Genomic DNA, 19,866 nt, shown 5'->3' with positions numbered 1-19,866 from the left:
CGGCGAGCCCGCACATCAGGCGTCACCCGCAAGCAGGCGGCGGAATTCCGAAGGATCGGCGGGACCGGTGTCAGACAGCACGGCGTCGCGCAGGGCGGCTTGGTCGAAAGTCATGCGATGGTCTTCGTCATGCGTGACCGGCAGCACCGTCGCGCGCTGCGCGAAAAGGCGCGCAATCTCGGGTGTCATGCGTCCCGCGCCGAAATCGAGATAGACGATGCGCGCATCGGTGCAGCAGGCCTCCCACAGCGCGGTCGTGGTCGGATAGTCGAACACGAAGACATCGGCCTCATTGAGCTGCGCATGGAAATTGCCGCGCCGGGTCGGCACCACCTGTTCCAGCGGATGCGGCCTGCCGCCGAACAGTCCCTCCGGATGCGCCTGGCAGATGAAATCGACCGGCAGCGTGTTGAGATATTCCGCAACCCGCATCTGCCAGTCGAGATGAACCGGATCGGGCGGCAATGCGGGTACCAATTGGCGAAAGCCGAGCAGCTGGGTCGGCGCATAGACGACGCGGAGCTTCGCACGTGCTGCTGTCCTCGCGCGCTGCGCGGGGACGCGGCGGAAGACCGGATCGCCATTGCCGCCGGTGATCTTCACCTCGCCCGCGCGCTTGCGCATTTCGGTGCGGCAGATCGCGGCGGCCGCCTCGGTCGGCAGCGTAAATTCGGAAGACACCGACAATTCGAGCAGGTCGGTGACCTCTGCAGTTCCGACGAATTCCCGCGGCGTGCCGTGATCGAAGCGACGCACGCGACCGCCCCGCCGCAGCACCTCAAGTCCGATGGCGCGCGGCGCATGGAGCCCACCCGATCCGGTCCAGACGTTATCGGGCAACGAAACAGTCCGCAGCGCCGCCATATCGCGCGCGGCCTTGGCGACGTGCATCTGCGCCACTGCTGCGACAAGCCGCAGAGCGCGCTGGCGGTAAGGATCCTCCAACGCAGCCACGCCGACGACCACATCGGCAAGTGTCTGGGCGGTTTCGCCGACATCGGCGGTATTCGCGGGTTTGCGCCGGGCAGCATCGAGGATGATTTCGGCATGGCGAAATCCGACACTTTCCCTTTCGGACGCTGCAACAGCGCGCAGCAGGGAATTGTGGCTGATTGCGACCGCAGCGGGCGCAAGCAACGCGCGCGGCAGGCTTGCCAGCGGCGTCCAGCTCCGCATCCGCGCGATCCGGCGTGCAAACGAGAGGCCGACCTTTGCCGGCGGCAATACCGGCTCCGTGCGTACCGGCAGCGGGCCGTCCCCGGTCTGAAGATAGTCAAGTTCGGCCGCGGCGCCGGAAATCTCCAAACCGTCCTGGTCAGCGCGCGCGATGGCCAGCGCCGCGAGCACAATGGCGCGGCCATAAGCCAGCACCACGGGAAGCGCCAGCAACGCGGCATCGTGCATCAACGCATTGTCCAGGGCGCGGACAAAGGCAAGCGCGCCGTCCACCTGGCGCACGCAGATCGCATTGGTCTCGGAAAGACTGACCGGCCAGCGGACATTATCCCGCCATCCCGGACATGCCAGCGCGGTCTCGAGATCGGCCGGGATGACCGGCATGGCTTCAGCGCGTTGCAGCATGGACGTGTGCCGATGTCTGTTCGGCTATTGCGCGCAGATCAGGACGCGCCTCGAACAGCGCAACTATGTCGGCATAGCCGAAATGCGGATTATGCCGGTAAAGCGCATCGTAAATCGCGCAGGTCAAACGGTAATCCGTTTCGGTATCCACGGTAATCCGCCAGTTCCGGCGATCGGGCTTGCTGTCGATAATGACGGCGGGGAACGCATCCGGCCGATTGCGGATATAGGGAGTGACATGCTCACGGTCGAAGCGATCGGATGCTTTCGCATCCGCCTCGAACAGGGCGGCGACATCAAACACTTCGGTGTCGAAGCCATGCGGGTAGCCGCTGTTTGCCGACGTCCTGGCATAACGGATGCCTGACGGCCTTGCGTCGGTATACGCCCTCAATATCGTAGAACTCACCTCCGGATCGAGCAGTGGACAGTCCGACGTCACGCGCATGACGGTCGTCGCATCCGTCTCACGTGCCGCCACGGCATAGCGCGCCAGCACATCGTCCTCGCTGCCGCGCACGATCGTTACGTCCAGTCCATCGAGCGCAGCGATCACCGGATCATGCGCCTCGCCCTCCGCCAGCGCCACCACCACGCGGTCGAGCCCGGCAATACGCTGAACGCGTTCGATCATGCGACGGATCAGCGGCGCACCTGCGAGCGGCCTCATCACCTTGCCGGGCAGACGCGACGAGGTCATCCGCGTCTGCACAATGGCCACAGCCGGATGCCAGTCTTCAGGCATGCATGGCCTGTCCGACGTAAACACGCCGCAGAATTCCGGCGCCTTCCGCGGCGATGGCGGCGGACCAGAGCTGGTCGACTGTCAGGCCGCTGCGCTCTGCGATCGACAACACATCCTGCGTGCCGTCAGATTGATTGAGCACCCACATCAGGGCCTGGACACGCTCAGCCTGGTCCGGCGCACCGAGCGTCGGATAGAGGCCGCGGCGGCCGAGCTGCGGCTCACCATAGGGCAACAGATTCTCAAAGGTCAGGTTGCGGTCGAGCGTCCGGCAGACCGTCTCATAGGCGTCGACGGTGCCGCGTAGCGCTGCGAAATCGATCAGAGCTTTGTTGTCGAGCGAGGTATGATATTCGGGATAATCTCCATAGGCACCGCGCATCAGCGAGCCGACCGGCAGGTTGAAGCCGGGCGAACAATATTGCCGCTCGTCGCTGCCGGTTGGCGAAAAATCGCGCACCCGATGTTCGACGCCGAGCGTTTTCAGTGCATGGACCACCGCCCGGTCGGCGAGCGTTTTGCCGCGACGCGAGCGCTTGTACGTGAAATGCGTGTCGAGCCCGCAGCACGTCACGACATAGCCTGCGGCCAGATGCTCGCGCAGGTGGTCGCCGCGGAGCGCGAGATAGACGATTGCGCCGATGGTTTCCGGCGCGAACACGAAGCGATAGGTCAGCCGACGCTCCGGCCAGGCGGCGAGACGCCGGTAAAGCATCGCTGCCGCGAGCGGGCCGGATAGTTCGTTATTCGCAAGCGACGGATGACAGGTATAGGTCCAGATCAGGACTTCGTCCGTTTCAAGACCCGGCAGTACCGCTTCCGAAAGTGTCAGCGCTCCGTCTTTCAGTTCGGTATCGACGACGATCTCGTAGTCGCCCTCCGGCAAGGCCCTGCGTTCGTTCTCGCTCAGGCAGAAGCCCCAACGGGGTGCGTAGTAGCTCGTCACGTAAGGAATGGCATCCGGCATATCCGGGCGGCTATACAGGTGCTTTTCCAGGTCCGAACGCCGGAGCGCGCCGCGAAACGGGACGGAATAATTGACCAGCCGCAGATTGTTTTCGGCGACATCGAACAAACGGCGGCCGTCAGGCGCCAGAATATAGGCCTCGCGGACCACCCATTCCTGCGGTACCGTCCAGTCGAAGACACGGGTGCCGGAGGGCACCTCGATCCGCTGCAGTGGCAGATATTCCGACAGGATGTCGTGCGTCGCGCGTACCCCCTCACCCGTCAGCGAACGCAGAAGCGGCCACAGCCTGTCGAACAGCGCCTCGATCTCGTCGGCGCTGTCGGCTTCGGCCGGCGCAATCTGCGGCATTGCGATCATCGGACCAGACCGTGCGCGAAGCGGTCGCGGTAGAAATAGGCGTAGTTCTGCCACTTGTAGAATTCGGCTGCCGCCCGCGCCTGCTCGCGTTCGGAGAATACGGGCCTGTAGCCGAACTCCCACATCTCCTCGCCGAGGTGAAACTCGATTACCTGTGCATCGTCAGGTGAAATGCGTTCGCGCCAGCGCTCGACATTGCGAGGGTTCACTTCAAAGGCGGCCACCCCATCAAACGCGTTGCCGCCGGTCGGGTTGCCAAGCAGCGTCGGAATCAGCAACGACGGAGCAAAATCGATCTCGAGAAAATCGGCCACCCGGCGCATCGCGGGCTCCGGCGCCGTGGCGAGATCCTCGAAACGCACGATGAGGTAACGATCCTCACCGAACTCCGCGCGGTTGATGCGGGCCATGCGAAATCCGGTGCAGACGCGGTTCAGCAGGCTCGCGAGCGTTCGGTTATGATCCTCGCCCATACGGCTGTAGTAGCTCTCGACGCCGGCGGCGAGCGCTGCGAAATTGTCGCGCGGATCGCGCACGAGGTGAATGAAGCGCGCCTCGGGAAACCATGTCCGCATTTCCGCGGCGTAGATCTCGATGCTGGTCTCCTTGAACATGCTCCAGCGTGTTGTGCTTTCCTCGTCCTGGACGACCGAACGGAACGACCGCATCAGCCGCGCGATCAGGGTTTCGACACGACCGAGATCGGCATCCTCCAGTCCGTCGAAAAAGGCACGGGCCAACGCATCGATATCGATCAGCGAAGGATCGAGCCGGTTGCGCAGATCGGTGAACAGGATGCGCTCCAGCCGCGCGCGGCGCTGCTGAGCGTCCGAATGCGTGGCGATAAACTCTGGAAAATACGCGTAGAGTAAAGCCAGATCGGCCGGGTATACCGCAAGTTGCGGATGGCCATCCAGCAGGTTGCTCAACAGGGTCGTGCCGGACTTGCGATGACCGCACAAAAACGCCAGCGGATTTTGCACAGACAAACTCATCCCACAACAAGCCGGCTGCCTTATTTCGCAATCATGTCCCAGGACAGCGGCGTGCCACGCTTGAGATCGCGCGCCGCAGTCCTGCCCATCATGCTGCTGAGATATTTCGGCGGCAGCCCATGGCCCGGCCGGATCGAGCGGACATTGCGTGCGGTAAACGTCTCGCCTGCAGCTACGTCCTCGACCACATAGAGAGAGCGCCGGAAGACCGCGAGGCCATCCTCGGCTTGCGGCCGCTCGAACCTGCCGTGCCCCCGCGCCGCGAAGGCGACATTGCAGTCCCTGACCATCGCCGCGAATTCGCCCGGCTCAAGAGAAAACGCCGCATCCGGCCCGCCATCGGCGCGATCGAGGGTGATGTGCTTTTCGATGATCGAAGCGCCGAGCCCGACTGCTGCAATTGCCGCCGCCGTCCCGAGCGTGTGATCGGAAAAGCCGACCACGGTTTTGAACCTGTCAATCATGGCCGGAATGATCCGCAGGTTGCAGGTCTCCGGCGCGGTTGGATAGGTGGAAATACAATGCAGAATAGCAGGATCCTGCCCTCCCGCCGTTTTCGCGGCGGCGATCGCCTCCGCAATCTCCTCCGAATTCGCAAGACCGGTCGAGATGATGAGCGGCTTGCCAGTCGCGGCCGCCCGCTCGATCAGCGGCAGGTCGACGATTTCGAACGATGCAATCTTGTAGGCGGGGCATCCGAGATCTTCGAGAAAATCGATGGCGGTGAAGTCGAACGGACTGGAGAAGACCGGAATGCCGAGTTCGCGCGCCTTGTCGAATATCGGCTTATGCCACGCCCAAGGCGTATGCGCCTCGTCGTAGAGATCGTGCAGCGTCCGGCCTTCCCAGAGCGTGCCTTCGACCGTGAAGCCCGGCCCATCATAGTCGATGGTGATGGTGTCCGCTGTATAGGTTTGCAGCTTCAGCGCATCGGCGCCTGCGTCCTTCGCAGCCATAACGATTTCGAGGGCGCGCGCGAGGTCGCCATTGTGATTGCCGGACATTTCCGCAATCACGTAAGGGGGAAAATCGGGTCCGATTTTGCGGCCGCCGATGTCGAGAACAGGCTTCATGATGGATGCCGCCGGTTGGGCTCCTCGGAGCGTGTGAAGAAACCGGGTTCGGTTTCAATATATCCGGCGCTCTGGAACAGCCGGCGCGAGGCCTCGTTCTCCGGCAGCACCTCGGCGCACAGCTCTGCCGCCGGGAATATCCGGCGCGCGATGGCAAGGCAGGCCTGCGCCACGCCCGATCGCGCGAACTCCGGGGCGGTGAGAATCGAAATTCTTTGTGAGTTTGGTCCGATGCGGTCGAGCCGCAACATGCCGGCCGGCTTTTCGTCACAGAGCGAGATCATCAGCAGCCGTGACGGGTCGCCGAGAACGCCGGCCAGCCAGCGATCATGTTCGGCACCGGTGGGCGCCTGCGGATTATGCGAAAAACGCCGCGTCGCGGGGTGCTGCTGCCATGACAGCAGCAGGTCACGATCGGCTTGCGTTGCGAGCCGCAGCCGGACGCTTTTTCCGCCTTTTGCCCGTTCTTCGCCGGCAAGAGCGATCTGAACCCGCACAGGTCCCCGTCCATCGCACAATTCCGCGGCGGCATGCGCCATGCAGACGCGCCGGTCCGGATCGGCGCAGATCCGGGCCAAAGCACGAGCGACCTCGTCCGGCTCGATAAGCGGGCCGGACAGCAATGCGGCTGCGCCGCAACGCTCCAGCCCGGCGGCGAGGTCACGCTGATTGTCGGCAGTAACGACGAGAAGGCTCGGCAATCCAAGACAGCAGCGCTCAAGGCTGCTTTGACCGCCCGCGCCGATCGCCAGATCGGCAGCAGCGGCCAGCGCCGCCATGTCGGATACATCGACATGAAGTTGCGCATCCAGTTTGAGCTCCGCAATCAAGCCACGCACGGATTCGAGATGAGGCGCCGCAGACCCGAGTACCACGTCGACCGTCAGCGGCAAGCCGCTGGCGCAAACGCCGCGGAGAATCCGCGAGGTGACATTGAGTCGGTCGGTCAGCCCCACACTCACAAGGAGTCTTTGCACTGCGCCGCCCCGAACCCTCCGGGCGAGCGCTTTTGCCCGCGCCAGCGCGAATTCCGGACGCAGTGGCACAAAGGCAGGACCGAGCAGCAGCGAACATCCGGGCGGCACAAGTCCCCGGTAGTGATTGTCGCCTGCCCGCGGCGTTGCATCCAGAAGCAGATCAGCGTCATGACGGCGCAAGGGCTGGTCGTCGAACACGAGAAGGCGGTGCGCAAAGCTGCGGCACGCAGTTTCGAAATCAGCTCCGCGGCCGTAATGGTCGACCACGAGTAGATCGCAGCATCCGCGCAGCGTCTCGGCCATTTCGGCCGGTTCGTCGGCCACGGCGCCCGAGAGCAACTGCAGGACATGTCCGCTTCGCTTGAGCGCCGGAACCGTTTGCAAGGTGCCGGACCGGAACGCGAAACCGCAGCTCCAGCCGGCCGCGGCCAGCGTATCCGCAAGCGTCAGGCAGCGCATGACATGGCCGCCGCCGATGTCCGGGCTGGCATCGGCGCGAAACAGCGCGTGCATCAGCCGACGCAATCCACGATTGCCGATAGCGCAGCGGCGACACGATCGACGTCGTCGTCCTGCATCGCAGGAAACAGCGGCAGTGACAGTTCGCGGGCGTAATAGGTATCGGCGCCCGGCAGCGACAATTCTCCGTAGCGACGCCGGTAATAGGGCTGACGATGCACCGGAATGTAATGCACCTGCGTGCCGACGCCCTGATCCCGCAATCGCTGCATCACTGTGGCGCGGTCGAGGCCGAGCGCTGCGAAATCGATCAACACCGCATAGAGGTGCAGTCCAGGCTCGCAGCCTGCAATGCGCGGCACCGGGCGCACGAGCGGCGCAAGCGGGGAAAGCGCTTTATCGTAGCGCGCAGCCAAAGCCTGCCGGCGCGCCACGAAGCGGTCGAGTTTTTTCAGCTGGCTCAGTCCCAGCGCGCAATGCACGTCGCTCAACCGGTAATTCGGCGCGGGTTCATGCATTTCATGATACCAGGGATTGGGTTCGCCCCCGGGCGCGAAGGCGGCAGCACGATCGACAAAATCTCCCGGGTTATGCGTGATGCCATGGCTGCGCAGCCGCCGCAGCCGTGCCGCGAGTGCGTGATCGTTGGTCGTCACCGCCCCTCCTTCGGCCGAGGTAACGGTCTTGACCGGATGAAAGGAGAAGATCGCCATCTTCGAGCGCACACACGCGCCGACGGCAATGCGTCGTCCGTCTTGCGCGACCGTTGTGCCGATCGCGTGCGCGGCGTCCTCCAGCAGCACGATTCCGCGCTTATCTGCGACTGCCGCGAGTGCATTCATGTCGCAGGCCCAGCCGTTGAGATGCACCGGGATCGCTGCCTTCACCCGATGCGACCCTGCACGCGCGACGGCGTCTTCGAGATGCCCCGCCTCCATCAACCCGGTTTCCGGATTGACATCGGCAAAAACCACCTCAGCGCCCGCAAGCCGAACGGCGCTCGCCGTGCCCATGAAAGTCATGGACGGCACCACCACGGCATCCTGCGGCGACAGGTCCAGCGCCATGGCCATCATATGCAGGGCAGCCGTGCCGCTGCTGCACACGACCGCATCGCGCGCACCGGTCTTCTCCGCAATTGCCTTCTCGAATGCCTCGACGGCAGGCCCGGTGGTCAGGAAGTCGCCGCGCAGCACGGCAACGACCGCATCGATGTCGTCCTGCTCGATGCTTTGCCGCCCGTAACGCAGCATGGGGCGCGACATGGTCAATGCCTGCCTTCCGCCGCCAGAAGCGCCCGGATCTCCTCGACCGAAAGATATTCCGGATTATCGTCGCTGCCATAGCGAAAGCTCTCTGCAACAGGGTGAAAGCCGTTCGCAGCATGGTTCTTGCGCCGCCAGCCTGCCGCGAATGCCGGCTCGATGATGAATCGGTCGGACGTCTCCACCGTCGAGCGTGCATCGTCTTCTGTGATCATCAGCTCATGAAGTTTTTCGCCGGGACGGATGCCGACGATTCGTTGCGGCTTACCCGGCGCCATCGCTTCGGCGAGATCCACAATACGGATGCTCGGTATCTTCGGAACGAAGATCTCTCCGCCCTCCGCCATCTTCAAGGTCGAGAGAACGAAGTTCACCCCCTGCTGCAACGTAATTGCAAAGCGCGTCATGCGGGCGTCGGTGATCGGCAGTTCCGGCGCCCCATCGCGGATCAGCCGCGCGAATAGCGGCACGACGCTGCCGCGCGACCCGACAACATTGCCGTAGCGGACGACCGAAAATATCTGACGCCGCGAACCGGACAGATTGTTGGCGGCAACGAAAATCTTGTCGGATGCAAGCTTACTCGCGCCGTAAAGATTGATCGGGCTGGCCGCCTTGTCGGTCGACAGCGCGATCACCTTCTTCACCTCTGTGCGAAGGGCGGCGCGGACCACGTTTTCCGCGCCATGGACGTTGGTATTGATGCACTCGAAGGGATTGTATTCGGCCGTCGGCACCTGCTTCAACGCCGCGGCGTGGATCACGATGTCGATATCGCGAAACGCCATCTCGAGGCGGCCAAGGTCGCGCACATCGCCGATGAAGTATCGCAAAACGGAATGCTCCGACGGAGGAAACCGTTGAGCCATCTCATATTGTTTGAGTTCGTCACGCGACAGGATGACGAGCCGCCGGAGCCGGTAGCGCTCAAGAAGGGTCCGGACCATTTGCTGCCCGAAGGATCCGGTTCCGCCGGTAATCAACACGGACGCATTATCGAGATCTGCGCCGCCGCTTTCGAATGTTCGCACTGAAGGCTTTGCCGTATTCTTTAGAGGTTTCAAACAATGTTGGCCGCCACCGACAAGTGACCGGGACGGCGGCACCGAAGACACCGCGGAAACAGTTCCACGTTGTCGGCTTTGCGATCTGCAGGATTTCGGTCAGCTATGCAAGCTGCGCTTCTTGAAGGCCCGCATGCTTTGAGGCATTATTGCTGGTGATTTGGCATGTATTCCGCCGAAGGCGAGGTGCGCCAAGAGTGGCATATCTCTGCGCGGTGTTTCTGGAGACAGTTCTATGCTGGCAACAGCCCTTCCTCATCAGGCGGCGGTCGAAAAAACAATCGAGCGGATCCGGCGCGCAGCGCGTTCGCTGCGGGTGCGCGACAGTCAGGCTGAACGCCGGCGGCTGTTTCAGACCATGCCGCGCAAGCCCGAGCTGAACAATCTGATCGACCGAAAGCTCGCTTATGGCATGTTGCCGGAACGGATTTCCGAAGCGCTTCCTGCCGCAATCAAGTTCGCTCAGCAGGTGCGCGAAGAGCGCCGCAACGCTCCGGCCAAGAAGAAGGCCGACTACAATCCGACGATTCTCGATCCGAAGCGCTATGAAGACGCCCCCGCCCTGTTCGATCTGATCCTTTCCGATGAGATATTGCAGGTCGCTTCCGACTACCTCGGGGAGATCCCCGTTCTGATGAGCGTCAAGCTCTGGTGCACACCGCAAAACGATCATCTGAAAGGCAGCCAGCTTTTTCATCTCGACAATCAGAAGTGGCTGCTGCGGCGATCCAAATTCCTGATCAACATGGACGACGTGGACAGCGATTGCGGTCCGTTCACGTTCCTGCCCGGCGACGTCTCCGAGCGCATATCGCGTGCGATCGGCACCATGAAGCTTCAGGGCCGCGTCCCCGACAAGATCATCTATGAGCATTGCAAACCCGAAGACACGATCTCTCTGATCGGCAAGGCAGGCACCGGCGGCTTCGTCGATTCCTCGCGCTGCTTCCATTTCGGTGCGCGGGTGCGCAAGGGCGAGCGCCTGCTGCTGCAGTTCAACTTCCTGAGCCTTGCGGACGCAGTTCATGGCGGGACGATCGTGCGGACCAAGGCGTTCGACGAGCGCTTCGGAAACGACAGGATCAGGCAACTTGTGATTCCGAACCGCGATACCGATAAAACGGTTGTGCAGGACGACGAGGACTGATCACGGGCGTTGCGCCATCCAATTGTTTAGAGCGGGTAACCGTATTCCTGCAAAGGGAGATTCCATTCTGCCGCGAGCCGCCGGTTGTCCTCACGATAATAATTCTCGGTCTGCTCGATCCACTCCCGAGGAAATCGTACCTTGGCGTCGTCCCCTCCCATCAGGAAGCCGTTGACCTTATCGCGGATGGACTTCGGCACCAGATGGCCAAGTCCGACGTAAAGACCCGAGGCCTTCCGAATCTTGGAATAGACGAGATAGCGATTGCTAATTCGCTGATTGCGCCGTTCCCGCTGCATCAGTTGCGCACCCCGCTCGGGATCGACGCCAATGAACGTGCATATGCGGGCTGAAAAGCCTTCCGGATCATTGCGGAGCTGTTCGAAGGGCACGATCACCACGTTCTCACGGCCGAAATTCTCTATAAAGGGTCGTGTCATGAGATGGTACGAATACATCCGCAGCGGGCCTTCATTTCGTGCACGCAGCCAGTGCTCGGGCGCCTCGTAGCGCGCACCCTTGGCGTGGAACAGATACAGCGACTCGATCAGCTTGATCTGGTGCCGCACCACGATGACGATGCGTGCGGGCCCGACCACCTCCCGGAGTCTGTCTGCCATGCGCCGGTCGTCCGGCGTCTGGTAGTGCTCGTACTGGGTCAGCGCCTCTTTTGAGAAAACCGGCACCTTGCCATCAGGCACGCTATCCATCGCCTGCCGCCATAACGCACGGCACTTGTCCGGCTCGAATACAACCCGCTTGCGTTCGACCCTGTGGCACGAATCCGCAATGCCGCGGATGGCTGCAAAGGCGACCGGATCCTCGTTCGGCTCGCCGAGGCAGGCGATATCGGGATGACGCGCAAACAATGCGCCTTGTATCGTCGTCGAGCCGGACTTGTGAAAGCCGACATGGAGGACTGGAAGTATCGGAGGCCTGGGCGTCATCGCGAAGAGCTGCGATACATGAAGCGCTTCGATTTCATGGTCATGAGTGGCGGCTCAGGCGAAAACATCAATGCCGCAATGCTTTTGCGGCTTCGTCCTTGCGCAGCTCGGCTTCGTCGTTGCGGTGGTGCTGCTTGCGATATGCGTTGGCGTACCAGCCGCCAGCGGCCATCAGCGTGTCATGATTGCCGACCGCCTCCAGCCGGCCCTGCCGCAGCACCACGATCTGGTCGGCGTTAGCGATGGTGGAGATGCGATGGGCAATAACGATGATCGTGAGCCGCGTTTCCTGCCGCAGCGTCGCGAGGACGTCCCGAAATGCCGCCTCGGCGTCGGCATCCAGGGCACTTGTCGGCTCATCGAGGATCAGAATCGGCGCGCGACGAACCAGCGCGCGCGCGATGTCGAGACGCTGCCGCTGCCCGCCCGACAGTTTGCGCCCGCCGTCACCGAGTGGGGTGTCGTATCCCAGCGGCAAGGCCTCGATAAACGACGATGCGCCCGCGAGCCGTGCCGCTTCCCGCACTTCATCGTCGGTGGCGTCGTCCTTTCCATAGCGGATGTGCTCGGCCGCCGAACTGTTGAAAATCTGCGGCTGCTGCGGAACGAAGGCAATCCCGGATCGCAGGCTGGTTATGGAAAACTCGGAGAGCGGAATATCGTCGATGAATATCTCGCCAGCCGACGGCATGCGAAGACGGGGCAGCAGATCGACAAAGGTCGACTTTCCGGCACCGGAGGGGCCAACCAGCGCCGTCATCCGGTGCGCGGGCAGCCTGACCGAAATATTGAACAAGGCCGGCACGCTGGCATCGCGATAGCTGAAGGTCACGTTACGAAACTCGATGCCGCGCTCGACGTCGTCGAGCCTCGCGTTGCCGCCCTTCGACTCGCGCTCGGCCAAAGTTTGGGTCAGATACTCATCCAGCCGCTCGAGTGAGGGGATTTTTCCCACCACCGACACATATTGCACCAAGCCGCCCCTGACGATCGGCATGAGGCGGATCAGGAAGATCGAAAACAGTCCGAGCGTCCCGAAACTGAGTCCGAGAATCTGCCCGCCGATAAACAACATCAGATACGCCACGCCTGCGGCCACCGGTTCGGGAACGAGCGATACCCGCAACGAGGCGAGCTTCTGCTTCAAACTTTCGTCGGTGTAACGCTTGCTGAGGTCGAGAACCGCCTGCGCCTCTGCCTTCTCCGTTCCCGAAAGCCTGATCAGGCGGGTATGGTTGAGTCGCTCGACCATGAAAGCCGAAAGCTCGCGGCTGCTTTTCGAAATGTTGACGCCACGGCGTTTGACCTCGGAAACCGTGCGCCGCAATGCCACGACCAGCCCCACCATCACCACCAGCGCCATAAGCGTCATGGGGACAGACAGCATAAACAAGGCAGTAAGGTAGGCTGCACCCTGTACGACGAGCGTCAGCGATTGCGGGATCGACAGGATCACCTCAAGCGAACGGCGCAATTCCTTGTCCAGGACCGCGACAACCTCGCCAACCCGGGCCTGATCCTGCAAACTGGTTTGCGCGAGCAGAAAGCGATGGAACGCGCGGTGGCGGATCGTGTTAGCCAGTTCCCGCTCGACCGTGGCCTGATAGCGCTGGCTGAAATACAGAAAGACCTGCCGCATCACGATCAGGCCGAAGCTGATCGACAGCAGCAATCCGAGAGTGATCGGAATTCCGGTTTGCGCCGACAGATTCCGCAGCGCGTCCCAGTGGCGGCCCCGCAGACTTGCCAGACCGGCGTCCGGCGACGCTGCTCCGGCCTGAAGCAGCTCAAATACCGGCAGAAGCATGCCAACGCCGGCGACTTCGAACAGAACACCCGAGCAGTTCAGCAAGAACAAAAATACCAGCACGCGACGCGGCACGCCAAGGCGCCGGGTCATTGCGAACATGCTGGACGATTTGAGGAGCGGTCTCATTTTGTCCGTGCTTTGATGTCCCTAAAGGGCCGCGCGGCCTTCGCCGGACGAAAGCTCCGAGAGCATCACCTCCAGCCGCTCTACGCCCTCCATCACGCGTGCGATGTCCATGGAGAATGTCGTCTCGAATTCAGCATCGATCATGCAGCCGAGCCGCCGGTCATATTCCGGATCGGCAAGGACCGGTTTGGAAAGCGCCTCCAGTACGACAGCGCCGAGCGCATCTGCATCCGGCACCTTCCGCGCGAGACAGGCCCCGTCATAGGCTGTGCGCGACAGCGTGATCACCGGACGTTTCAGCAACAACCCTTCCCATCCGGACGATCCATTCTCCGTCACCAGCAGGCCGGCGTTGCGGATATATTTGAACTGGTCGTCGAATGGGTCGACCAGGGTGACATTCGGCAACCGGGAGAGCCACTCGTAATAGTGCTTAGGCCGCATCCCTATATTGAAGCGGTGTTCGCGGGCCAGCAGCCGGTAGCCCGACGGCAAAGAGGCCGCCAGCACACGGATCGTGTTGGCCTGATCGTGCCAGCGGGGAGCCTGCAAAACCAGGGGCAGGTCCGCCTCTTTATGCATCGGAAAATAAACATAGCGCATCCCGGCAAGCTCGGGCTCTTCGAATGACGCGATAAACTTCCGATCGCGCCTGCCCTCCAGGATTGTGCGGTTGTATTCCAGCAGCTTACCAAACCCGAGATCGTTTGCCCGGCCTCGGCCCGACGACCGTCTCCAAGCCCGTTTGGCGACCGAAATAGCCCACCCCTTGTGCCAGGTTATCCAGGTTCGTTTGCTGTAGATGTCCCATTTGTCGCCGATATATTTCACCGTCTTCGGTGTATCGCGAAACGTTGCGATGTGGCGCCGTGCCGCGTCACTAACCTGCGCTCCAGTATCGACCTTAACCTTGGCAAGTGCGCTGGCGGCCATGTTGGCGAGCATCCGATCCACGGTCCAGTAATAATGATCGCCGTTGAGCTTCGAGCGACGGATCGCAATGCACTTTATCTTTCTGCGCGCGGCCGCCATCCAGACACTCGACCGCCACGGCTTCTCCCACTCATATGCGACCACCAGATCGGGCTGGACCTTTTCAAGCATATCATCGGCAAAACCGAAGAGCCGCAGATAAGCCCGGTGGGGCTCGTTATTGTCCGCAAGCATCTTTTCGCTGGTCGTGTTGGGCTTCGGCCTGAGATGCGGCAGGGTAAAAGCGCAGCCGATATTGGCCTGAGCGGCGAGCAGGAGCTGGCCGACGGGAACACCGGTCACAAGCTCAGCCTCGTGCAAACGCGCCTGACAATCAGCCAATGACGCCGGGTCACCCTCCCAATCCGGGGCAACGCGATAATTTGGCGGGACGAAGCAAAGCCCGTCCGGTTCGGTCAGCGGTTTCAGGCCCGGGACGTCCGCAGCGCTGCACAGAACACTGACTTTCCATTGCCAGCGATCTTTGAGCGCCGACAGCAGACGAATCAGATACTGGCCGCGCTCCTCGTCAGGTGCGGGCACCATGGCAAGGACCGTTAGCCTGGAGAAGTCAGGCGCACGTACCGGCAACCGCTGAGGCACGGTCATGCCGCGATATCCAATGCCTTCTTCAGCACGTCCTGGTAGACCGCACCGCCAAGCCTCTCGATCAACTGCGCATCCTCGCGAGACAACATGGCCTTGCGCGCGAGCGGCGCATCGATCACGCCACCCTTGCCCACATCGAAGCTGGAATTCGCCCAGACTGTCCGTCCGAGATAGGTCGGCACGGTCATGCTGGGTTCGAAGTCGACGCCAAGTTCTGACGATAGGCGCCGCATCGTCGCCTCCGTCTTGCTCAGGAGATCTTCAAATTTGATGATGATGACGCGGTCACCAAATTCGGCCTTGTTACGGATCATGGAGCTTGCGGAGACGGCCCAGCGCTCCATCACATAATCCGCCGACTTCCCCGAAAGGCGCGTGGTGCGATGGTTCCGGGCTGAGGGAAACCAGGTCGATGGATCCCGAACGATCTGGATCAGCCTGCCTTCCGGATAATCCCTGAAGAACCCGGCAACGGCGACGGGATTGTCGGCGATGCGCGGCGCAAAAGCGGAAACCCAGCGCTTGCTCTGGAGGCCATCGCCATAGTTCAGCCAGGCATTGAAATAGGACGAAAAATAGCAATCCAGGATATCGCGCGCAGATGCGGGAGCGCTTGCATCGAACATTCTCTTAAACAGGGCAAGCTGTATGCGCGGGATGAGAAAAAACCGCTGGACCGCCCCGTCCCGATTACCCTTCGAATAGCCGCGACGCACCTTCCGCGACACTTTAGACGCAAACAATATCTTGAAATTTTCTTCGGCTCCGAAGCGTGGGTCGAGCGGGGGCCAATCCTCTTCGTTTGGATGACCGATCCTCAGCTCATCCGGATGCGCAGCAATCTGCGAATGCCCGTCGAAGAGCTGACTCAGCAGAGTGCCGCCGGAGCGCTGCACTTGTGAAATCAGCACCATAGGCGCGCGCAGCGGCTGATAATTCTCAAGAAGGAAGTCCTCAAGATCGTTCAATCCTTCGCGCCGCCCGGACAGCGTGTCGTTCAGGATCCGACGGGCGTAACGACGGCTTCTTAAGTTCTGTATGGCGGACCAGATCATGGAGGGCTTCGTTTGGCGTCGGCTGCGCATCGCCTCGCTCGACCGCACTGCGCGCGCAGCAAACGGACGCGGACGACCTCTCAGTCGAAGACCGGCTGAAAGGCAGCAGCGCGCTGGAAGAAATCCCGCCGTCCGCTGTCGACCGAGCCCAGCTCAGTCAGGGCCTCGAACAAACGCCACATCTTCGTGACGTCCTCGGCCGTATCCACACTCATGGGAACGGTGGTCTCGTATTCGGCATCGATAACGTGGCCCAATTCAGAAGCCTTGTCCGATGGGTCGCCTTCGCGAACTTTTGCCGACAGCGCCTCCAGGAGCCTTGGGCCGAGATCGCGCAAGGCCTCAACATTCATCATATGTCCGGCGCCGTCATAGAAGCTGCGGTCGAGGGTAAGCACCCTGCGTCCGTACAACAAGCCCTCCCACCCGGACGAGCCGTTCTCCGTGACAACCAGCTCCGCATTACGCAAATACTTGAACTGAGAATCGTGCGCATCGACGAGAACCACATTGGGGAGCCCGCCGATGTCGCGGTAATAGCCCGACGGCCGGTAGCCGAAGTTGGAACGATGCTCGCGCACCAGCAGCTTGTACCCTGCCGGCAGATGGCTCGCCAGCAAACCGACCGTGAAGCGCTGGTCGAACCAGGGCGATGCCTGGAAGATCAGCGGGATGTCGGTTTCCTTGTGCATCGGGAAATAGATGTACTTCATGGCAGCCAGTTCGGCTTCCTCGAAGCGGCGAAAATGCCTGCGCTGCAGCGCGCCAACGATCAGCGGACGGTTGTAGCGGATCAAGCCGTTAAGAAAGCTTCCATCAATGAATTTCACCGGGCGCGCAGCGGCCGTCTTGAAGAGGCGCCAATGCAGCGTCGGCCAGCCGATCGAATTGCGCTTGGCCTTCTTTCGCTCCTGGTATTTGACGATTCTCGGCCCTTCCAAAAATTTTTGGACATAAGCATGCGCCTGCTCGCTGACCGGTTCGCCGTCTTGTCGCAAGGCCGCCGCGCGATACAAGCTGAGGACATTAAGCAGCAGCCGATCGGTGGTGAAATATACACGGTCCGAAAGCAGCTTGGATTTGCGGACCACAATGCATGGAATCGAACGCCCCTGTGCGGCGAGCCAGAGCGCCGACCGGAATGGATCGATGATATCGAGCGTGTAGACCAGGTCCGGCCTGGATTTGTCCAGGAACTCCTCGGCGCGCGCAAACAGCCGCATGAAAATCTTCATCGGCAGCTCGTTGTCGCGCAACACGGCCCGCGCGATCCTGTTTTCTTTCAGCCGGAAAACCGGATAGGCGAAAGCATGCCCGATACTCAGTTCCGCTGCGAGCAGAAGCTGTCCCACCGGCACGCCGGCGGCGCGTTCCGCCTTGCGCATCTGTGCGTTGAGCCGGTCCACCTCCGCCGCGGTGAGCTCAGTGGGCGCACGGCGCAGCGAGTCGATATCTGGACGCTCAAACGACAGGCCCGATGGCGCCGCAAGTGCGCGAAAGCCGTCATTCTGCGCGATGATGCTGACGGTCCAGTTCAGCCGGTCCTTGCCGAATTGCAGCGGCGCCAGCGCATAGTGAAAACCGGCCTGCCGGCTTGGCAGCAGCGCAAGTATTTTCAGACCGCGCAGCTTTGAAGGCGGCGATTCTAGGGGGGTCAGCACACAACCACTCCGAATGGTCCGGAACCGCTTCTCATCACAACGGATATCCGAATTCCTTCAGCGGCAGACCGAAACGCTCGACAAGCCGCCGGTTGTCCGGAAGATAGTGATCGCGGATGCGATCGGACCATGAGGCCGGGAGGCTGGCCTTTGCCGGAGCGCCGCCTTCGAGATAGTCGCGCCAGGCTTTGCGAATCGGCGACGGCAGCAGCGCTCCGAGGCCGACGCGCGGAAATAACGTACTTCTGAAGCGCGCATAGGCTTGGGTGCGGCTGCTCTTTCTCGCGTTTTCGTGCCGTCCGGACAGAAGGCTGCACCCGGCGCTGGGCTCAACCCCGAGAAACCGGCAAAGCCTTGCTTCGAATTCAGCCGGGCGCTGCGCCATCTCCTCGAACAGGAAGACCTGGACGTTTTCGCGTCCGACCGCGCTGCTCCAAGCCTCTGCGATCTCGCAGAAGCGGTAGCCGAAGGCATGCCATTGCGGATCGCTCGACAGCCAGGCATCGAAATCCAGATAATTGCTGGAATTGGCCTTGTGGACATAGAGCGATTCAATCAGGCGAAGCTGGTGGCGGGCAACGATGACGACCCGGTACGGACCGACCAGTTCGAATAGCGCCTGCGGCAGCTGGGCGTCGGCGGCACCGTCGACAAAGAACGGCCGGATCAGTTCCTCATTCGAATAGACCGCGACCCGGCCGTCCAGGCCGCGTGTTGCTTCGTGCCAGCACTCGCGAAGGGCTACGATATCAGCCGGGATACGGTTCCGCGAATTGCAATGGTCCATGATCCGTTCGATCGCATCGTGCAACGCACGATTGGGAGCCGGCTTGCCGAGGCTCAGAATATCCGGGTGGCGCGCCAGAAAAGCGCGCTGCAAGGTCGTCGAGCCGGCCTTGTTGGCGCCGATGTGGAAGACCGGCAAACGCTCCATCTGCATCCGTGACGTCCCCGACAGACCCGCGCCGTTCAGGTGCGTCGGAAATCCGCGCCGGACAGTGCCAGTTTGCGCGCCTCGTCGGCAGGCTCCGGAACCAGATCAAACAGCGGCGTGCGCGGGCTGCGTGAGCGGTATGGCAGAATGAATTTCACAACCATCATCTTGCGCTCGCCGCTGCGGCAACGGCTGCCGAAATGGAAGCAGTTGGAGGTATCTGCAAAGCCGCCATATCCGGCATCGCCGGCAAGCTCGACTTGATCGGAGGTTCCGCAATGACTGAAAACCGCCTCGTCGGTGAGCCGGCCGTCGCCGCGGAAATAGATCGACTCGTAGCCGGTTCCTTCGCGGACGCGCTCCGAGACGTTCCGCGGCAGAAGCGTCAAAGGCCCCGCATCGGCGCCCTGAGCCTGCAAATTCATGAACAAGCCCACAATCTGACATTCGGGCTTGTCGAGATGGTAGAGTTGGCTGCTGCGTTCTTCGCCATCATAGGCGGGCGTCAGCCAGATGCCGATCTCCTTCAGCTGAGGCACCATGCCGTAATAGTCGCTGACGATCTGCAGCATTGCATCGCTCAGCGCGAACTTCATCAGCGCGGGATACTGCACGAAGTCCTCGGGCCGCTCGCATTGATAGAACGGATTGTTGCGGCGCGCCTTCCACCCCGAGGCCCGGCGGTCCTCGATGACCGCGAGCGCCGCCTCAACGGCCTCGCGCGTACCCGGCAGCGTGTCCGGAGTCACCTTTGCAAAGCCGCGGTCCTGCGGAATGAAACCGGCCCAGGACGAGCCGCGCAGAATATCCTGCGCCGCCTTGCGGCGGCGGTTGACGTCCTTTGCGTTGCGCGCGCGGTCGACGGCATCGGCGACCGAATTGAGCGCCCGATACGGAATACCGGCGCCAAGGCCGTAGTGATAGAAGCGACGCTCGATGTCCATGTGCTTTGCTCCTGTCGTTTTCTTATATATCGAAAGGCGGGTCTGATCGATTGCGGTTTGATTGCCGCGTCGGCAAACGGGCAGGTTCAGGACGCGCGCGCCACCGGCGCCGCTGCGGCGTGCCCGCGCAGCAGCGGCCCCAGCTTGGCGGCTAGCATGTCGAGTCCGCGCGCAT

The 19,866-nt window shown here is 61.9% G+C and carries 16 protein-coding genes; 1 reads left to right on the top strand and 15 read right to left on the bottom strand.

Going from position 1 to position 19,866, the window contains the following annotated elements:
* Nucleotides 1-15 precede the first annotated feature (15 nt).
* From ACK41X_RS04380 to pseB, 8 genes are read right to left on the bottom strand one after another with little or no spacing between them, the layout of a single operon-like run.
* Nucleotides 16-1,581: a hypothetical protein gene (locus tag ACK41X_RS04380; protein WP_409719648.1), complete on the bottom strand. Its 1,566-nt coding sequence runs from the start codon at nucleotides 1,579-1,581 to the stop codon at nucleotides 16-18.
* Nucleotides 1,565-2,326 (bottom strand): cytidylyltransferase domain-containing protein, encoded by a 762-nt coding sequence (locus ACK41X_RS04375; RefSeq protein WP_409719646.1) that lies wholly within the window; start codon nucleotides 2,324-2,326, stop codon nucleotides 1,565-1,567. Before ACK41X_RS04375 ends, ACK41X_RS04380 begins: the two co-directional genes overlap by 17 nt.
* Nucleotides 2,319-3,653 (bottom strand): DUF4910 domain-containing protein, encoded by a 1,335-nt coding sequence (locus ACK41X_RS04370; protein ID WP_409719644.1) that lies wholly within the window; start codon nucleotides 3,651-3,653, stop codon nucleotides 2,319-2,321. The genes ACK41X_RS04375 and ACK41X_RS04370 overlap by 8 nt, the downstream gene beginning before the upstream one ends.
* Nucleotides 3,650-4,636 carry a sulfotransferase family protein gene (locus tag ACK41X_RS04365; RefSeq protein WP_409719642.1) on the bottom strand — a complete coding sequence of 329 codons (987 nt, stop codon included), beginning with the start codon at nucleotides 4,634-4,636 and terminating at the stop codon, nucleotides 3,650-3,652. The genes ACK41X_RS04370 and ACK41X_RS04365 overlap by 4 nt, the downstream gene beginning before the upstream one ends.
* Before the next feature lie 32 nt (nucleotides 4,637-4,668).
* On the bottom strand, nucleotides 4,669-5,721 hold the full coding sequence (pseI, locus tag ACK41X_RS04360; RefSeq protein WP_409719640.1) for a pseudaminic acid synthase: 1,053 nt from the start codon (nucleotides 5,719-5,721) through the stop codon (nucleotides 4,669-4,671).
* Entirely contained in the window at nucleotides 5,718-7,211 is a 1,494-nt protein-coding gene (gene pseG, locus ACK41X_RS04355; protein WP_409719638.1) for a UDP-2,4-diacetamido-2,4,6-trideoxy-beta-L-altropyranose hydrolase, read from the bottom strand. The genes pseI and pseG overlap by 4 nt, the downstream gene beginning before the upstream one ends.
* Nucleotides 7,211-8,422 carry a UDP-4-amino-4,6-dideoxy-N-acetyl-beta-L-altrosamine transaminase gene (pseC, locus tag ACK41X_RS04350; RefSeq protein WP_409719636.1) on the bottom strand — a complete coding sequence of 404 codons (1,212 nt, stop codon included), beginning with the start codon at nucleotides 8,420-8,422 and terminating at the stop codon, nucleotides 7,211-7,213. The genes pseG and pseC overlap by 1 nt, the downstream gene beginning before the upstream one ends.
* Before the next feature lie 2 nt (nucleotides 8,423-8,424).
* Entirely contained in the window at nucleotides 8,425-9,453 is a 1,029-nt protein-coding gene (pseB, locus tag ACK41X_RS04345; protein ID WP_409719634.1) for a UDP-N-acetylglucosamine 4,6-dehydratase (inverting), read from the bottom strand.
* A 268-nt stretch (nucleotides 9,454-9,721) separates the two neighbouring features.
* Between pseB and ACK41X_RS04340 the strand changes: the two genes are divergently transcribed.
* Nucleotides 9,722-10,633, top strand: a complete 912-nt coding sequence (locus tag ACK41X_RS04340; protein ID WP_409719632.1) for a hypothetical protein — start codon at nucleotides 9,722-9,724, stop codon at nucleotides 10,631-10,633.
* 26 nt (nucleotides 10,634-10,659) lie between these two features.
* Here the strand turns inward: ACK41X_RS04340 and ACK41X_RS04335 are convergent, their stop codons facing one another.
* The 7 genes from ACK41X_RS04335 to ACK41X_RS04305 all read right to left on the bottom strand — a co-directional run bounded on the left by ACK41X_RS04335 (nucleotide 10,660) and on the right by ACK41X_RS04305 (nucleotide 19,691).
* Nucleotides 10,660-11,580: a sulfotransferase gene (locus ACK41X_RS04335; protein ID WP_409719630.1), complete on the bottom strand. Its 921-nt coding sequence runs from the start codon at nucleotides 11,578-11,580 to the stop codon at nucleotides 10,660-10,662.
* 67 nt (nucleotides 11,581-11,647) lie between these two features.
* Nucleotides 11,648-13,387 carry an ABC transporter ATP-binding protein gene (locus ACK41X_RS04330; RefSeq protein ID WP_409719650.1) on the bottom strand — a complete coding sequence of 580 codons (1,740 nt, stop codon included), beginning with the start codon at nucleotides 13,385-13,387 and terminating at the stop codon, nucleotides 11,648-11,650.
* 150 nt (nucleotides 13,388-13,537) lie between these two features.
* Nucleotides 13,538-15,097 (bottom strand): hypothetical protein, encoded by a 1,560-nt coding sequence (locus tag ACK41X_RS04325; protein WP_409719628.1) that lies wholly within the window; start codon nucleotides 15,095-15,097, stop codon nucleotides 13,538-13,540.
* Complete coding sequence (locus ACK41X_RS04320) at nucleotides 15,094-16,152, bottom strand: sulfotransferase (RefSeq protein ID WP_409719626.1); 1,059 nt, start codon at nucleotides 16,150-16,152, stop codon at nucleotides 15,094-15,096. The genes ACK41X_RS04325 and ACK41X_RS04320 overlap by 4 nt, the downstream gene beginning before the upstream one ends.
* 80 nt (nucleotides 16,153-16,232) lie before the next feature.
* Nucleotides 16,233-17,558, bottom strand: coding sequence for a hypothetical protein (locus ACK41X_RS04315; protein ID WP_409719624.1), 1,326 nt, complete (start codon nucleotides 17,556-17,558; stop codon nucleotides 16,233-16,235).
* A gap of 289 nt (nucleotides 17,559-17,847) precedes the next feature.
* Complete coding sequence (locus tag ACK41X_RS04310; protein WP_409719623.1) at nucleotides 17,848-18,753, bottom strand: sulfotransferase; 906 nt, start codon at nucleotides 18,751-18,753, stop codon at nucleotides 17,848-17,850.
* A 29-nt stretch (nucleotides 18,754-18,782) separates the two neighbouring features.
* Nucleotides 18,783-19,691 carry a hypothetical protein gene (locus tag ACK41X_RS04305; RefSeq protein ID WP_409719621.1) on the bottom strand — a complete coding sequence of 303 codons (909 nt, stop codon included), beginning with the start codon at nucleotides 19,689-19,691 and terminating at the stop codon, nucleotides 18,783-18,785.
* Nucleotides 19,692-19,866 lie beyond the last annotated feature (175 nt).

This window comes from Pseudorhodoplanes sp. (assembly GCF_046289595.1).
Taxonomy (GTDB): Bacteria; Pseudomonadota; Alphaproteobacteria; order Rhizobiales; family Xanthobacteraceae; genus Pseudorhodoplanes.
This window is presented reverse-complemented; position numbering and strand designations above follow the sequence as displayed.

Bases quoted from the DNA above. Each gene is read 5' to 3' on its own strand.
- ACK41X_RS04380 (WP_409719648.1), bottom strand. From the start codon at position 1,581: ATGCTGCAACGCGCTGAAGCCATGCCGGTCATCCCGGCCGATCTCGAG.
- ACK41X_RS04375 (WP_409719646.1), bottom strand. From the start codon at position 2,326: ATGCCTGAAGACTGGCATCCGGCTGTGGCCATTGTGCAGACGCGGATG.
- ACK41X_RS04370 (WP_409719644.1), bottom strand. From the start codon at position 3,653: ATGATCGCAATGCCGCAGATTGCGCCGGCCGAAGCCGACAGCGCCGAC.
- pseI (WP_409719640.1), bottom strand. From the start codon at position 5,721: ATGAAGCCTGTTCTCGACATCGGCGGCCGCAAAATCGGACCCGATTTT.
- pseG (WP_409719638.1), bottom strand. From the start codon at position 7,211: ATGCACGCGCTGTTTCGCGCCGATGCCAGCCCGGACATCGGCGGCGGC.
- pseC (WP_409719636.1), bottom strand. From the start codon at position 8,422: ATGTCGCGCCCCATGCTGCGTTACGGGCGGCAAAGCATCGAGCAGGAC.
- ACK41X_RS04340 (WP_409719632.1), top strand. From the start codon at position 9,722: ATGCTGGCAACAGCCCTTCCTCATCAGGCGGCGGTCGAAAAAACAATC.
- ACK41X_RS04335 (WP_409719630.1), bottom strand. From the start codon at position 11,580: ATGACGCCCAGGCCTCCGATACTTCCAGTCCTCCATGTCGGCTTTCAC.
- ACK41X_RS04330 (WP_409719650.1), bottom strand. From the start codon at position 13,387: ATGCTTCTGCCGGTATTTGAGCTGCTTCAGGCCGGAGCAGCGTCGCCG.
- ACK41X_RS04325 (WP_409719628.1), bottom strand. From the start codon at position 15,097: ATGACCGTGCCTCAGCGGTTGCCGGTACGTGCGCCTGACTTCTCCAGG.
- ACK41X_RS04320 (WP_409719626.1), bottom strand. From the start codon at position 16,152: ATGATCTGGTCCGCCATACAGAACTTAAGAAGCCGTCGTTACGCCCGT.
- ACK41X_RS04310 (WP_409719623.1), bottom strand. From the start codon at position 18,753: ATGCAGATGGAGCGTTTGCCGGTCTTCCACATCGGCGCCAACAAGGCC.
- ACK41X_RS04305 (WP_409719621.1), bottom strand. From the start codon at position 19,691: ATGGACATCGAGCGTCGCTTCTATCACTACGGCCTTGGCGCCGGTATT.